Consider the following 15035-nt stretch of genomic DNA (forward strand, 5'->3'; position numbering starts at 1 on the left):
CCAAGGATGGAAAGATGAGGATTGAAATCGACAATTTAGAACGGCCGCAAGTGATAGCGCTGTTGGAAGGACATTTACAAGACATGTACGCCACGTCGCCACCAGAGAGCGTGCATGCGTTAGATTTAGATAAGCTCAAAGCACCGGAAGTGACATTTTGGACCGGATGGAAGGGTGAACAACTGCTTGGGTGTGCTGCGATTAAAGAGTTGGATGGCCAACACGCGGAGCTGAAATCCATGCGCACCACGCCAGCGGCAAGAAACCAAGGTGTGGCATCTCAATTATTGATTCATGTGATTGAGCAAGCGAAGCAAAAAGGTTTGCAGCGCTTGAGTTTAGAAACGGGCTCGATGGAGTTTTTTAAACCAGCGCGCCTGTTGTATGAAAAGCATGGCTTTGTGTACTGCGAGCCGTTCGGGGATTACGAACTCGATCCGAACAGTCAATTCATGACCCTAGAACTGAGCTAGGGCCATGAATTTTTAGAAGCTAAATCCAATCGATTTAGAAATTCAGATTCAAGTTGATGGTTGGCGACAAGAGGCTTGAACGCTCGTCAGCCAATCGCTTTCTCTTCTCTTTCAGTCTCTTGGCATTATCTTTGTCTGGATTGCCATCAAGCTGATTATCGATGACCGAGATTTCAGTATCGATTTGTTGGATGCGTTGCTGGCGTTGATATTCTTGATGACCTAACTGGTAGTTCTCAATAAACTCTTTGCTGCTGCATACACCGTAATATTCTTTGCCTTCGATACCGACAGTGTACCCATTGTCTGGTGAGCAATATTGGATAGTGCCTTTATCAAAGCCTTCTTTCCATTTCGCTCGGTCGGGTGTCACACCCGCTTCACCACAGTCTTCGGTATAGCTATTGATAATGTTTGGATCGTTGCCATCTCGGCCATCTTGATAACCTACGTTGTACCAGTTTGCCGTTTTGCACTCATCCGGAGACATGCTGGCGCAACCTGAGAGCAAAGTCAGTAAAGCCAGGGGGATTAGCGCTCTTTTCATCAGTGACTGTCCTTTAAATAAAATCGAATTGATAACTTGAGTTTAAAATGAACACTGTTCATATCAATGGTTGAAATCATTGTATTCACAATTGTGGTGACTCATTAATCTAAGTGATAAATTTATTATGCTGAATAGAAGTGTGTTTGATTAGTATTATCCACGAACTGCGCCTTTGCTGCATCAATCCACTAGCCTTGGCCCCAAATTAAGTGATAATACCAACATAAAGATAAACACCGTCAATGAGGCTAAGACATTGAGCGAACAACCCACCGTCCTTATTATCGAGGATGAATCTGCTATCGCAGAGAACCTGATTCATGTATTAGAGATGGATGGCTACCACGCAGAGTGGTTTGCAACAGCAGGAGAGGGCTTAGCTTTTTTGCAGCACAACTCCGCAGCGTTACTTGTCTTAGACGTAGGCTTACCGGATGGCAATGGTTTTGAATTATGCAAAACCATCCGTGAGTTTTCTGATATTCCCATAATCTTTCTCACCGCAAGAAGCGATGAAATTGACCGCGTAGTCGGTTTGGAAATTGGCGCGGATGATTACGTGACTAAGCCATTTAGCCCGCGCGAAATGTTGGCTCGCATTAAACTTCGAATCAAAGCTAAAGCGCCAATGATGGAGCACAAACCAGAGCCTGTAGCTGTTCCAGAACAACCTCAATTTAGTCAAGATTTGGTTGCGCAGAACTTCGACTACGGTGTCGGTGGACAAATGCTTGGGTTAACTGCGGTGGAATTTAAGATCCTCGATAGGCTGATTTCCGTCTCTTCCAATGTATTGAGCCGAGAGCAGCTCATGGTCGCGGCAGACATGGCGCCAGAGGCTGCATACGAGCGCAATATCGATACCCACATCAAAGCCATTCGCCATAAGTTGAAGCCGTTTGAGATGTCTGAACGCATCTGTACCAAACGTGGCTTTGGTTACTTTTACTGCACTAAAGGTGAATGATGAATCGCTGGCCGAAGATCCCGCTTGGACTCAGACTGTTTTTTCTCTACTTCATCTTAGTCGGAATGACGGCTTACATGGTGAGCAAAACCGTTGTCCAAGAACTGAAGCCAACCGTGCGTCAAACCACCGAAGAGACGCTGGTGGATATGGCGAACTTGCTTGCGGTATTGGCGGAAGAAGACGTTGCAAACGGAAAGTTGTCTGAGAGTCGCTTCTCCAAACTACTAGCGGCTTATGGGCAGCGAGAACCCCAAGCGCGCATTTGGGAAATTGGCAAAAAAGCGATTAACCATCGAATTTACATCACCGATAAACAAGGCATTGTGATTGCGGATTCTTGGCAGCAAGACGTAGGCAAAGACTACTCGCAATGGAACGATGTGTATCTCACGTTGCGTGGTCAATACGGCGCGCGCAGTACCATCGAAGACCCGAAAGATCCACTCTCAACCGTTATGCACGTTGCTGCGCCCGTTTACCACAAAGGCGAAATCATTGGTAGCGTGACGGTGGCAAAATCCAATCGCTCAGTACAACCCTTCATCGATCTTTCTAAACGCAATGTGCTGTTTTGGATGGTGTGGATGAGTGGTTTAGTGCTATTGGCAGGGGCATTGTTTGCTTGGCGAATTCACTCGGCACTGAACAAGCTGGAAGATTACGCAACCAAAATGGGTGAAGGTGAAAAGGTCTCTAAGCCGACATTTCGTATCTTTTATGAGTACGGCACGCTAAGTGATGCATTAGAGAAAATGCGCAATCAGCTCGATGGTAAACAGTATGTGGAAGAGTACGTACAGACGCTGACTCATGAGCTGAAAAGTCCGTTATCAGCAATTAAAGGTGCGAGTGAAATATTGCAAATGCCATTGCCTGAAGAAAAGGTCACGCGCTTTGCTGGCAACATTGAGCGAGAAAGCGATCGCATGCAGTCATTGATTGATAAGTTGCTAGAACTTGCTCGTCTTGAAAAGCGCCCTGAACTAGAACAAGTCGAAGCTATCTCGCTAAAACAAATGGTCAATGAAGTGGTTGAATCGGCGGATGCGCGTTTGAGTGCAAAGTCGGTGATTGCCAACATCCAAATTGATGACCACCAAGCCGTGCTTGGTGATGCCTTCTTACTGAAACAAGCCGTTTTTAACCTGATGGACAATGCGCTGGATTTTGTTCATTCAGAGGGACGCATTGAGTGGAAAACTGAGGTCACGAAAGAAAAGGTGTGCCTGTCGATTTTCAATTCAGGTCCTCATATTCCCGACTATGCAATGCCTCGTTTAACCGAGCGCTTCTACTCCCTCGCTCGGAAAAATGGTGTTAAGAGCACTGGGCTCGGGCTGAATTTTGTTGAGCAAGTGATCAAACTGCACAAGGGTAAGTTGCAAGTCGAAAACGTCGATTCTGGCGTGAAAGTGACGCTGGTTTTACCAACTCCATAGAAACTCCACATTAGCTCCATTCGTTCTCCAAATTGCTGATTTAGATTACTCCCATCAGCAAATGGAGAATGAAACATGAAAAAGATCCTCAATAACCAACTCGGCACGAAGTTCGCCTTCGTGCTGTTTTTGTTTGTCTTACTGCAAATCCCGCTTTCAATGGTCACTGGGCTGATCTCAGAACGCTCATATCGCCAAGATGAAGTCAGAAACGACATCGCACGCAGTAGCAGCGGCGAACAGCGCATCATTGGTCCATTCATCATGGTTAACTACACCGAAACCAGTTACCGAGATGACAAAGTACAGATTAAAGAGCGTCGTAAATTTCTTTTACCTAGCACTTTTGATATGAGCGCGAATCTGGACAGTTTTGAAAAGTACCGAGGTATTTACCGTGCGCGTTTATACAAGGCACAAGTGGCACTGAAAGGCACTTTTGATGCAGACGATCTTGCGGCGTTGCAGGGGCTTGATATTGAAAACATGAGCCTAGTGGTTGGCATTGAAGACAGCCGTGGATTGATTCGTTTGGATGACATGACCATGGCGAGCTCTAATATTGAAGTCGAGCCGGGAACAGGGTTAGACCAGTTACCACAAGGCTTCCACAGTGTTCTGACACTCGCAGACCTAAACGCAGAGCAACCTTTGGCTTTCGATCTTAACTTCTTGCTACAAGGGATGGGGCAGCTTCAAGTCACACCAATTGGCAGTCAAACAAAGGTTGAACTCTCTTCAACTTGGGCACATCCAAGCTTTATCGGTGATTACTTACCGGTGTCATCAGAAGTCTCTGAAGATGGATTTAACGCACAATGGGCGAGCAACAACTTCTCTACCAATATCGCGCAGTTGTTCCAAAGCTGTTTGTCGTCGAATCACGCTTGTCACGAGCTTGAACAGCGACAAATGGGCGTAGATTTGATTGATCCCGTGGACCACTATTTGAAATCTCACCGAGCTGTGAACTATTCACTGTTGGTTATCACATTAGTATTTGCGAGTTTCTTCTTACTGGAGCTGTTCCAAGCGCGTCCGGTTCACCCAGTACAATACGGCTTTATTGGTCTGGCTTTAGCGCTTTTCTATCTATTGCTGATTTCGATGAGTGAACACCTCGGCTTTAACTGGGCATATGTGGTGTCAGCAGTCGCATCGACGGGGCTTTTAAGTGTTTACGTGAGCGGTATGTTGAGCAACACCAAACACGGCGCGATCTTCGGAGCGTGTTTGCTCACTCTCTACGGATTACTGTTTGGCTTGCTACAAGCAGAGAGCTACGCATTGGTTATGGGGACATTACTGTGTTTCGCGATTTTGAGTTTCACTATGGTTATTACACGCAACATCGACTGGTACGCACGAAATAAGAAAGCAGAAGAAAGTGCAAAGGCGAATCATGAAGACGTTTAAGCGAGCAGTTTTCACTGGGCAGCCAAGCGATATGGTGGAAGAGACGTCCGCTATCCGCCTGCAATTTTCTGCAAAAAATGGACTGAAAAGCTTGGTGTGTTTTATCACATTGGTCGTTATCGCGCTCTTTGTTCGAGACAGTTTTATTCGTCCGACATTTGGTGATGTTCTGGTTGTGGTTTGGCTCTACTACTTTCTTGCAAGTATGTTCTCTATGCCCGTTAACTGGCTGGTTTCATTGGTGGTGTTGATTGCGTTTGCCGTCGAGTTGGGGCAATTGCTTCAGGTCGCAGCTTGGCTTGGTATCGAATCTTCATCGCCTCTGGCTGTAATTTTGGGCGCCACATTTGATTGGAAAGATCTGCAGGCTTACTGCATCGGAGGTCTACTGTGTTGGTGGATGGAAAAGAAATGAAAACCGAGATGAAAGCCATTGTGCTACCAAACCGACTCCGCCATTCCAAACGAGGTATTCGTAAGAGGCTCAAAATCAGTTTACTCAAGCGCGTGTACCTTTGGTCACTGACCAATAGAGAACTGCTGTAAACCTCGCCTCTTTATATGAAATACAAAAAGGGAATCTTAACTCACCGGCGCATAGGGTGAGTTAAGATTCCCTTATTATTGACTAAGATATTGAGTTCTTACTTTTAATTAACTTTCAAATGAAAGTTTCTCGCCGAACGTCTCTTTCCAGTCTTTATCGAACTGTTCAACCGCCGGTTTTACTGCTGGGTGAGCGAACATTTGTGCCGCCACATCGGTTGGCAATGTAATGGCTTCGATGCCCAGTTTCATCACTTCCATCGCTTGTTGAGTGTTCTTGAAGCTGGCTGCCAAAATCTTCGCTGGTAGTTGGTTCTGATCGAGCAACAATTGAAGATCCGCGACCACTTCAACACCGTTGCCGTTCATCGCATCAATGCGGTTTACGTAAGGCGCTAGGTAGTCTGCACCGCACAGTGCTGCAAGGAACCCTTGTTGAGCTGAATAGATAGCGGTAGCAAGAACCTGAATTCCCTCTTTTTTCATTAGCTTAATTGCTGCTAAGCCGGTTTCTGTTGCAGGTACTTTTACCACCATATCGTAGGGCAATTCATTCAGTTGGCGCGCTTCTGCCAGCATACCTTCGACGGTTGAACTCACGACTTGAGCATGAAAGCGAGGTGCACCGCCAAGTGCTTCTTGCATGCCTGCTAGGGTTTCATTCAGTCCCTGTTTTGACTTCGCCAAAATGCTTGGGTTTGTCGTCACGCCTTTTAGCGGTAGGCACTGGTTAAAGCGTTTTACTTCTGCCACATCAGCAGTATCTAAATAAAGTTCAATCATGGTTTCTACCTTAAACAAAATCTTCGTTTTGATGATGGGGTCACTATAGATCTGACAATCGAACGAGATCTTGATTTTGATCAATTGAAATTTCATTTGAAACTATAATAATTTCATTAAATGAAACTTGTGAGCGCTCAAATGAAGCTTTCAGTTCGAACAAAGAAAAGCCGCTCATAAGACTTAACCAGCAAGAAACGGATTAAGTACACAGCGGTAGCACAGACCAAGAGGCAAGCAGAGATGTATTTCAATATTCAACGATTCTCTACCCATGATGGCGATGGCATTCGTTCCATTCTTTTTCTTAAAGGATGCAGCTTGTCTTGCCCTTGGTGTCAAAACCCAGAAAGTCGCAGCGAAAAGCATTCACTGCTGTTTGATCAGCGAAGCTGTATGGAAGGTTGCCAACTGTGCGTTTCTGCTTATCAAGCCACAACTCTAAACACTGCGGGTAGTGAAACGGTGGGTGATGGTATTCAACGCATCGACAACCAGATCATCATCAATCGCAAAACCATCAAAGAAGACCAACTGATCGCGCTGCGAAACGTATGCCCTACACAAGCACTGACTGTCTGCGGTGAAGAGGCGAAATCAGACATGTTGTTCGACACCTTAATGAAAGACAAACCTTTCTATGACCAAAGCCAAGGTGGCGTGACCTTCTCCGGTGGTGAGCCTCTCATGCAAGCGGATTTAGTGGCAGAACTCGCGCAGCGTCTGCATGACAACCAAGTCTCTACCGCTATTGAATCATGCATGCATGTGCCGTGGAAGAACGTCGAAAAAGCCGCGCCGCATATTGATTGCTGGTTGGCGGATTTAAAACATACCGACGAAGAAAAGTTTCTTAGCTGGGCGAAAGGTTCACTAAAACGCATCAAAGACAATTTCCGAAAACTGGCACCTATCGCGAAGCGCATTGTGATTCGCGTTCCAGTGGTGCCGGGGTTCAATGACACCATCGAAGAGTTGAAAGACATCATCGATTTTGCGGCTTCACTAGAAAGCTGCCAAGAACTTCACTTGCTGCCGTACCACACGCTCGGCATCAATAAATACCGTTTGCTCGATATGCCTTACGAGTGTTCTGACAAGCCACTAAACAAACCAAAACTGCTAGAAAGCGCCATGCAATACGCAAGCGAAAATACCCAACTTAACGTGATTGTAAGAGGTTAACTATGGACCTGAATTACCTTCCTGAGCGTATTAAAGCGCACAAATCGGCACTGGTAAATATCGTAACGCCACCTGTCTGTACCGAGCGTGCAGAGGCATACACTCGTGCTTATCAAGCGAACGAAGACAAACCTGTCATTGTCCAACGTGCGCTAGCACTGCAAGAGCACTTACGCACTCGTACGATTTGGATTAAGCATGATGAGTTGATCGTCGGTAACCAAGCGAGCAAAGTACGCGCTGCGCCAATTTTCCCAGAATACACAGTGCGTTGGATTGAAGCGGAAATTGATGAGCTAGCCGACCGTCCTGGTGCAGGCTTTGCGGTCACTGAAGAAGATAAGCAAAGCATTCACAGCATCACACCGTACTGGCGCGGTAAAACTGTTCAAGACCGTTGTTATGGCTTGTTTACTGATGAGCAGCAAGAAATCTTAGCCAGCACCATCATTAAAGCCGAAGGCAACATGACTTCGGGTGACGCACACCTAGCGGTGGATAACGAGAAAATCCTTAAGCTAGGCATGAACGGTTTGCTAGAGGATGTTCGTCAGCACCGTGCTAACAATGATGTTTCGACCTTTGAAGGCTTGAAGAAAGAGCAGTTCTACAAATCGGTCGAAATTGTACTGCTTGCCATTCAAGACCACATGGTGAGCTATGCTGAATTGGCGGCAAAAATGGCGCTAGAAGAGACGCGTCCGCTGCGCAAAGCTGAGTTAGAAAGCATTGCGGCAAACTGTCGTCATGTAGCAAACCACGCACCAGAAAACTTCTGGCAAGCACTGCAATTGAGCTACTTCGTTCAGTTGATGTTACAAATCGAATCGAACGGTCACTCGGTTTCTTTTGGTCGTATGGACCAGTTCCTAAACGAATTTTATGTTCGCGATATCGAAAACGGCGCGATCGAAAAAGACTTTGCACTAGAGCTTTTACAAAGCTGCTGGTTGAAGCTGCTTGAAGTAAACAAGATTCGCTCTGGCGCGCACTCGAAAGCATCCGCAGGTTCTCCGCTGTACCAAAACGTGTGTATTGGCGGTCAGAAGTTGAATGAAAAGGGTGAGCCAGAAGACGCAGTGAATCCACTTTCTTGGGCGATTCTGGAATCTTGTGGCCAGTTACGTTCGACGCAACCTAACTTAAGTGTGCGTTACCACGAAGGTTTGAACCAAGAGTTCTTAATGGGTTGTATCGAAGTGATTAAGTGCGGCTTCGGTATGCCTGCGTTCAACAACGATGAGATTGTCATTCCTGAATTCATCAAGCTTGGCGTAGAGAAAGAAGACGCTTACAACTACGCATCTATCGGCTGTATCGAGACGGCGGTTCCGGGCAAATGGGGGTACCGTTGTACGGGCATGAGCTTCATTAACTTCGCTCGTATCTTGCTTGCTTCATTGAACGAAGGTGTGGATGCAACAACGGGTAAAGCTTTCTTGCCGCACGATAAGTCATTAGCAAAAGGCAACTTTGAGAACTTTGAGCAAGTGACAGCTTCTTGGGCAGAGCAAATCCGCTACTACACCCGTAAATCGATTGAGATTGATACAGTCGTCGACAGCGTGCTTGAACAGCAAGCGCAAGACATATTCTGTTCAACGCTGGTGGATGACTGTTTAGCTCGCGGTAAAACCGTGAAAGAAGGTGGCGCGAAATACGATTGGGTATCTGGCTTGCAAGTCGGTATCGCAAACTTGGGTAACAGCCTAGCAGCCATCAAGCACCTTGTTTTCGATGATGCGCAAATCACCCAGCCCCTTATCTCACAACAACAGCTAGCAAAAGCATTGGCTGAAGATTTCGACGGCATGGAGAACGAACAGCTTCGCCAACGTCTTATCAACTTTGCACCAAAATACGGTAACGATGATGACGCAGTAGACCAACTACTGGCAGACGCTTACCAAGTGTACATTGATGAGCTAGAACAGTTCGTTAATACGCGTCATGGGCGTGGTCCAATTGGCGGCGGTTACTACGCAGGTACATCAAGTATCTCGGCAAACGTCCCATTCGGTGCTTCAACCATGGCAACGCCGGACGGTCGTAAAGCGAAAATGCCATTGGCAGAAGGTGCAAGCCCGTCATCTGGCTCAGACCGTTTAGGTCCAACGGCGGTGTACAACTCGGTTGGTAAGATTCAAGCGAATAAGATCCTTGGTGGCGTGCTGCTTAACCAGAAGTTAAGCCCTGCAGCGGTTGAGTCTGAAGGGGATAAGCTCAAGCTTTCTATGTTGATTCGTACCTTCTTCAACCACCACAAAGGTTGGCACGTGCAGTACAACATCGTCTCTCGTGAGACCTTGCTAGCTGCGAAGAAGAACCCTGAACAATATCGTGATCTTGTTGTGCGAGTTGCAGGCTACTCAGCGTTTTTCACCGCGCTATCACCAGACGCGCAAGACGACATCATCGCACGCACCGAGCACGAGCTGTAAGTAGACTCACTAAGTAAAACAAAAGGCACCGATTGGTGCCTTTGGTTTGAATACTTAATCCGCAAATGACTATACCTGAATGCATTACAGCTTGTGCAAAATGGTCACGCATTTTTTCGTGACGTTGTCGTACTCTTTCGTCATGTAAGCGGTAGTGATCGCGCCCTCTTTCATGATGCAAATGGCATCGAGTAATGCAGCGTTGTCTGATTTGAGATAGCGTTGAATTAGCTCTCTGACTTGCTGCTTATGGTAGCGGCAATACGTTGCGATCTCGCCACTGTCGTCACTGAATTCCGCGGACGTATTGATGAAAAAGCAACCGCGAAACTCGCCCAACTTTTCTTCAGAGCCATGAAACCAGCCGTTGAGTGCTGTAAATAACTGATCGATCACCTCCGCGCTCGTTTGTGCTGAAGAAAGCTTTTCCTCCAACCATTCCATAAATATTTGGTGGCGTTGTTCTAATGCGGCGATGATAAGCGCTTCTTTGCTCTCAAAATGGTTATATAGCGTGCGTTTAGCCACGCCGGAAACATTGAGAACTTCATTGATGCCAATAGAGTTTATGCCTTGTTTGTAAAACAGTGACAAAGCTGTGTCGATCAATAACTGTTTCTTTTTGTTCATAACTATGTCCTCAAAAAGTTCCATAAACACATATTGACAAAGGTAGACAGATTTGTCTATTTTATTTTGTAGACAATTCGGTCTATTTTGAGGTGTTTATGAATAATTTAATTTTATCGTTGGTTGCCGGGCTTGGCGCTACGTTGGCTATTGGCGTATTGTCCTACGCTGAGGTATCACTGACGGAGGTTGTACTCCTGATGGCACCATTTGGTGCTACCGCAGTACTGGTGTTTGGGGTGCCTAGCAGCCCTCTCGCTCAACCAAAAAACGTGATCATTGGTCACTTCATCACGGCATCTATCGGTATTGCGTTTAGCCAGTATGTTGACGTCACGCCGGTCACGCTCGCGATTGCGACGGGGCTAGGTGTTTCTGCGATGCTGATTACGAAGACCACTCATCCACCTGCGGGTGCAAATCCAATTTTGATCATGGCGTCTGGGCAGGGATGGAGTTTTCTCTTCACGCCTGTCCTGATTGGCGCGGTAGTGATTGTTCTGGTCGGTAAAGGGCTACAGTTGCTCCAAAGTCAGTACTTAAACCCTCGATTGAATGGTCAGAAGACCTAGTCGGGTTGTAGTTAGGGCCGCGAAAGGGAGTGATCTCTTTTGCGGTTTTATCTTTTGTAGGTTTGCAAAAACAAAATCTGATTCTCTCTTGGTATTCAGTCGTATACATCAACATGGTAGTTAAATTGGTACAATGCGATGAACAGAATCCACCCTAAGAAACTATTGCACAGTAAATGGACGGCAATTTCACCTAAAAACAAAGAGAAGCATTTTGTTGTGACGGAAATGGAACTAGATGAAGATGGTAACGTTGTGAGATGTGTCATCGAGGCAGTCATGAGTAAACGCGACCGAGAGATGAACTGGCAAGACCTAAAAGACTCTGAGCAATGGATGCAAGGGTGGAAGTGAGTGACGCTTCGTTGTTGGGCGAATCAAGCAGAAACGTGCGTTGCGAGTAGGCAAAAGTGGTGCTATCTGATACGTTGATAATTCGTTCTAACGCCCACTCAAAGGATTAATTATGATTGATTTCGACAATTCCTCTGTATTTAAGCTTAAGCCGATTGACGTTTCTAATGCCAGAGAAGACTTCCTTAAGTTCTTGATTGATGGTGAGACTATTTTCGCTGTTTTTAAAACAGTTCGTGACCAAGTGGTGTTTACGAACAAGCGAGTGATAGCGGCAAATGTGCAAGGGATTACCGGCTCAAAAGTGGATTACACTTCTTTGCCTTACAGTAAGATCAATGCATTTTCTATCGAGACCTCTGGTACTTTTGATTTGGATTGTGAAATCGAGTTCTTCATGAGTGAGGTGGGAAGAGTGCGTTTTGAAATTAAAGGCTCGTTTGATTTGATTTCTTTCAACCGTATGGTTAGTGAGTATGTACTAGGTTAAGGGATTAGAAATGAGAGCTTCGCTGAGAGACAAAATTATAGAGGTCTGTGACAAAAAGATCGCGAGTAAAGGTGAATTGGTTGGTCTCTCATTTTATGCGTTTTTCGCTAATAAAAATGACGACCCAGAGCTGTTGATGGAAGCGGCTACGTGGTGGATTCAGACTCATCAGCTCGACCACTTCGAAAAAGCAGTAAAAGTAAAATCAATGGTCGAGTCGGGGAGCTAAATTAAAAAAAAGAAGTAAAGAAAGCAGACAAATGCTAATAACGTTGCGGACAAAACAGGGTAGATAATGTAAGAGTCCTGCTTGTTGGTTCGTTGAAAACATAGCGAAACAAGTAAGACGTTATAAACTACAAGTAACAAGCTGATCATGGTTCCGCTGTTTAATGTCATACTTGATAGCTGAGTTAAGAAAAACGCCAATAAAAGGTAATCGAAGACAATGAGCCATAAAAAGGCTTTCTTCAGTAAGTCGCTTTTTCTTTTTTCGGATGATGTTATGTGCATATAGAACTCAACTAAAAAGTCACAGTAACAGAGGCTTTGGTTAGAGAGGTCACCATCAGAGTGGTGACCTTTTAAGATTATAATTCTTGAATTTTTACTTCGCTGGTGGCGGTATCGCCGGAGTAATTGATGACTTCTTGACGAATGACTGGTTGGTTGAATTCAGCCTTATCTTTCGCTTTTTGCAGTTCGCTTTCTTGGTGGTTGCCAAAAAGGGTCTCAAGCACTTTAGCGGCAGGAGTCGTTAAAACAAACAGCTCAATACGACGGTTTTCGCTAGAATCTGGCTCATCAGGATTAAGCAGCGCTCTATCTGACATACCCGTTACCTGCATTACTCTATCATCCGGCATACCGCCTTCAACTAACGTATTTCTTGCTACGTCTGCTCGAGAGGCTGATAACGCCCAGTTAGATTGACGACCAAAACGCTTTTTAAATGGAATTGCATCTGTGTGTCCGCTGATGATCAGAGGGTTGTTAACACGATGAAATACAGGTGCTAGTGCGAGCAGTAAATCTTCAAAAAAAGGAGTAAGTTCTGCACCACCACGGCTGAACATATGCTGTTTGTAATCATCTTGAAGGACGATACGCAAACCTTGTGGTGTCACCGTGACGTTTACATTTCCCTGCGCATTAATTTGGGCAGTCATTTGCTCAATTACTTTCGCTAGTGCGGCAAGTTGCTCTTGAGTATCGAAGTTACCAGGAATCAAAGAATCAATTTCTGGTCCATCCCCATCACCTTTAAAGTAAGAGCTTACTACATGGTTGGAGTTGTGTTTACTTGGCACAGAAGAGTCCTGTGCCAAGTCGATAGGAGAAATACTTTGTGACGTATCAAATGGGTTGCCGTAACTCTTGTCGAATACGCTTGAACTATGCAAGTGGGCAACAATCGCTTTACGCTCTTCTTTGTCTACCACCTGCATAACCCAAAGTACAAGAAACAGCGCCATTAGGGCGATCATGAAGTCAGCAAACGCGACTTTCCACGCGCCGCCATGAGACGACTCATCATGGCTGTATACTTTGGCACGTTTGAACACTACATGCTCTTGTTTTTGCATTATCCCTCCTGTTCAGCTAACCACTTCTCCATTTGGTTGAATGTTGGTTTGATGTCTAGCTGAATATGTTTACGACCAGCGTCAATGGCGAGCAATGTCGGCTTTTTCGCTACGTAGGCAACCAAGGTTGCACGAACGCACTCAAAAGCAGTCATATTACGTTTTACTCGCTGAGCCATGGCGTTACTTAGTGGATCTAAGCCACAGTAACAACCGAAAATACCAATGAATGTACCAACGAGAGCTGCCGCAACGTGATACCCAATCATAGCGATTGAGCCATCAATAGCTTGCATGGTGATAATGATGCCACCAACTGCTGCAAGAATACCGAAGCCAGGTAGTGCTTCTGCTGTACGCTGTAGTGAGCGTGAAGGTAAAAGCATTTCGTTCTGTATTGCTTCGATTTCTTGCTCTAGCAGTCCCTCTAATTCATGAGGCGACATCTGTCCCATTGCCATTAAACGTAAATTGTCAGTAATGAAAGAAATTAGGCGATGATCTTCTGCGATCGTCGGGTAAGCGAGGAACATAGAGCTTTGCTCCGGAGCCTCAATATGAGAATCCAGAAACTTGTATCCGCGGTTTCTCGCTGTCTCTAGCAAGTTGTTGAGTAGTGCCATTAATTCCATGTAGTACTCATGCTCTTCTGTTGGACCTTTAATGGTCGCTGGCACTTGGCGACGCATTTCTTTCAGTACATGAGGCGGATTACCGATGATCAAAGAACCAGCAGCGGCGCCAATAATGATAAGGAATTCGGCTGGCTGCCAGATAGCACCTAAGCTACCACCGGCCCACATATATCCACCGAAGACGCACACCAGGATAGTGAGCACTCCAAAAAACTTTTGCATCTTGTGACTCCTAAGAGGACATTAATTGGTTGAGTTGTTTCAGCGCTTGTTTGTGAAGCTGACATATACGAGGTGGTGTCAGATCCAATACCAGAGCTATTTCGTGTAAGTTGAGTTCATGTTGATAGAACAGAGTCAGGAGCAGTTGATCGCGCTTAGGTAATTTACCCAAAGCACTGTCTAAACTACGACGAATATGTTCATGTTCCATGCCATCGTATTGCCCGCCAATGTAGCTATCACCGCTGCTCTCCATCAGTTGGTCAAGGCTTTGCATCTCGCCTGCGAGAGCGGCATTTTGGCGGTTGTAATAATCTTGCTCATTCGTCCCTAAAGCCTGGATGATTTCGGCATCCGTTGGCATTCGACCTAACGTTCGAGTGAGATCTCGAGTCACGTCGTTGAGCTCGTGGGCTTGTTGACGAGTCTTACGTGAACGCCAATCTAGTCGGCGTAATTCGTCTAAAATAGCTCCCCGAACTCGACAAACGGCGAAAGCAGGAAAGTGAGGATCGTCAACATCGCCATATCGGCGTCCAGCCTCGACTAGAGCGATAAGGCCTATCTGCTGCATATCTTCAATACTACAGTGAGAAGTGGCATGAACGCGCAGCTGGTTAACTACGCGTTTTACCATGACCTGATGACGTTGTAGCAATGCGTTTTCATCAATTGGTCGTGACGGTGTTGTCACTTCCTCTTCTGTGGTGTAAGTGTCTTGTACATTCATGTCTAACATGGTT

Annotated in this window: 19 protein-coding genes; 12 read left to right on the forward strand and 7 right to left on the reverse strand. The window is 45.8% G+C overall.

Features of this window, described 5'->3' with window-relative positions:
- Positions 1–14 precede the first annotated feature (14 nt).
- Positions 15–473, forward strand: a complete 459-nt coding sequence (locus R7P72_RS05505) for a GNAT family N-acetyltransferase (RefSeq protein ID WP_005374968.1) — start codon at positions 15–17, stop codon at positions 471–473.
- 34 nt (positions 474–507) lie between these two features.
- Here the strand turns inward: R7P72_RS05505 and R7P72_RS05510 are convergent, their stop codons facing one another.
- On the reverse strand, positions 508–1020 hold the full coding sequence (locus R7P72_RS05510; protein ID WP_005374970.1) for a DUF2799 domain-containing protein: 513 nt from the start codon (positions 1018–1020) through the stop codon (positions 508–510).
- A gap of 259 nt (positions 1021–1279) precedes the next feature.
- On the opposite strand from R7P72_RS05510, the gene R7P72_RS05515 reads away from it, so the two are divergent.
- From R7P72_RS05515 to R7P72_RS05535, 5 genes are all read left to right on the forward strand, one after another.
- Positions 1280–1990: a response regulator gene (locus tag R7P72_RS05515; protein WP_005374975.1), complete on the forward strand. Its 711-nt coding sequence runs from the start codon at positions 1280–1282 to the stop codon at positions 1988–1990.
- A complete protein-coding gene (creC, locus tag R7P72_RS05520) occupies positions 1990–3432 on the forward strand; it encodes a two-component system sensor histidine kinase CreC (RefSeq protein ID WP_005374977.1) in 1443 nt (480 codons plus the stop codon). Before R7P72_RS05515 ends, creC begins: the two co-directional genes overlap by 1 nt.
- Positions 3433–3507: 75 nt before the next feature.
- On the forward strand, positions 3508–4848 hold the full coding sequence (gene creD, locus R7P72_RS05525) for a cell envelope integrity protein CreD (RefSeq protein WP_005374978.1): 1341 nt from the start codon (positions 3508–3510) through the stop codon (positions 4846–4848).
- A complete protein-coding gene (locus R7P72_RS05530; RefSeq protein ID WP_005374980.1) occupies positions 4835–5263 on the forward strand; it encodes a DUF2809 domain-containing protein in 429 nt (142 codons plus the stop codon). Before creD ends, R7P72_RS05530 begins: the two co-directional genes overlap by 14 nt.
- Positions 5260–5394 (forward strand): hypothetical protein, encoded by a 135-nt coding sequence (locus R7P72_RS05535; protein WP_282960976.1) that lies wholly within the window; start codon positions 5260–5262, stop codon positions 5392–5394. Before R7P72_RS05530 ends, R7P72_RS05535 begins: the two co-directional genes overlap by 4 nt.
- Positions 5395–5502: 108 nt before the next feature.
- On the opposite strand, the gene R7P72_RS05540 is transcribed toward R7P72_RS05535, so the two are convergent.
- Entirely contained in the window at positions 5503–6177 is a 675-nt protein-coding gene (locus R7P72_RS05540) for a fructose-6-phosphate aldolase (RefSeq protein ID WP_101959931.1), read from the reverse strand.
- A 243-nt stretch (positions 6178–6420) separates the two neighbouring features.
- Between R7P72_RS05540 and R7P72_RS05545 the strand changes: the two genes are divergently transcribed.
- Complete coding sequence (locus tag R7P72_RS05545; RefSeq protein ID WP_213906939.1) at positions 6421–7362, forward strand: glycyl-radical enzyme activating protein; 942 nt, start codon at positions 6421–6423, stop codon at positions 7360–7362.
- A gap of 2 nt (positions 7363–7364) precedes the next feature.
- Positions 7365–9803, forward strand: coding sequence for a formate C-acetyltransferase/glycerol dehydratase family glycyl radical enzyme (locus R7P72_RS05550; protein ID WP_005374994.1), 2439 nt, complete (start codon positions 7365–7367; stop codon positions 9801–9803).
- 84 nt (positions 9804–9887) lie between these two features.
- Here R7P72_RS05550 and R7P72_RS05555 read toward each other — a convergent pair whose 3' ends face one another.
- Entirely contained in the window at positions 9888–10433 is a 546-nt protein-coding gene (locus R7P72_RS05555; protein ID WP_005374997.1) for a TetR/AcrR family transcriptional regulator, read from the reverse strand.
- A gap of 98 nt (positions 10434–10531) precedes the next feature.
- Here R7P72_RS05555 and R7P72_RS05560 point away from each other — a divergent pair, with 98 nt between their 5' ends.
- The 4 genes from R7P72_RS05560 (at position 10532) to R7P72_RS05575 (ending at position 12078) form a co-directional block, all read left to right on the forward strand.
- Complete coding sequence (locus R7P72_RS05560; protein WP_005374998.1) at positions 10532–11005, forward strand: HPP family protein; 474 nt, start codon at positions 10532–10534, stop codon at positions 11003–11005.
- A gap of 138 nt (positions 11006–11143) precedes the next feature.
- Positions 11144–11359 (forward strand): TIGR02450 family Trp-rich protein, encoded by a 216-nt coding sequence (locus R7P72_RS05565; protein ID WP_005374999.1) that lies wholly within the window; start codon positions 11144–11146, stop codon positions 11357–11359.
- Between the two features lie 112 nt (positions 11360–11471).
- Entirely contained in the window at positions 11472–11849 is a 378-nt protein-coding gene (locus R7P72_RS05570) for a PH domain-containing protein (RefSeq protein ID WP_005375000.1), read from the forward strand.
- Between the two features lie 10 nt (positions 11850–11859).
- Positions 11860–12078: a DUF6500 family protein gene (locus tag R7P72_RS05575; protein ID WP_005375001.1), complete on the forward strand. Its 219-nt coding sequence runs from the start codon at positions 11860–11862 to the stop codon at positions 12076–12078.
- Here the strand turns inward: R7P72_RS05575 and R7P72_RS05580 are convergent.
- The 4 genes from R7P72_RS05580 to R7P72_RS05595 all read right to left on the reverse strand — a co-directional run bounded on the left by R7P72_RS05580 (position 12075) and on the right by R7P72_RS05595 (position 15031).
- The gene (locus R7P72_RS05580) at positions 12075–12362 is read right to left on the reverse strand and encodes a hypothetical protein (protein WP_005375002.1); all 288 of its coding nucleotides are present in this window, start codon (positions 12360–12362) and stop codon (positions 12075–12077) included. The genes R7P72_RS05575 and R7P72_RS05580 overlap by 4 nt on opposite strands.
- A 77-nt stretch (positions 12363–12439) precedes the next feature.
- On the reverse strand, positions 12440–13435 hold the full coding sequence (locus tag R7P72_RS05585; RefSeq protein WP_005375003.1) for a flagellar motor protein MotB: 996 nt from the start codon (positions 13433–13435) through the stop codon (positions 12440–12442).
- Entirely contained in the window at positions 13435–14292 is an 858-nt protein-coding gene (gene motA / locus R7P72_RS05590; RefSeq protein ID WP_005375006.1) for a flagellar motor stator protein MotA, read from the reverse strand. The genes R7P72_RS05585 and motA overlap by 1 nt, the downstream gene beginning before the upstream one ends.
- A gap of 10 nt (positions 14293–14302) precedes the next feature.
- The gene (locus tag R7P72_RS05595) at positions 14303–15031 is read right to left on the reverse strand and encodes a FliA/WhiG family RNA polymerase sigma factor (RefSeq protein WP_005375008.1); all 729 of its coding nucleotides are present in this window, start codon (positions 15029–15031) and stop codon (positions 14303–14305) included.
- Positions 15032–15035: the final 4 nt, after the last annotated feature.

The organism is Vibrio sp. Vb0888 (genome assembly GCF_033338835.1).
GTDB lineage: Bacteria > Pseudomonadota > Gammaproteobacteria > Enterobacterales > Vibrionaceae > Vibrio > Vibrio alginolyticus.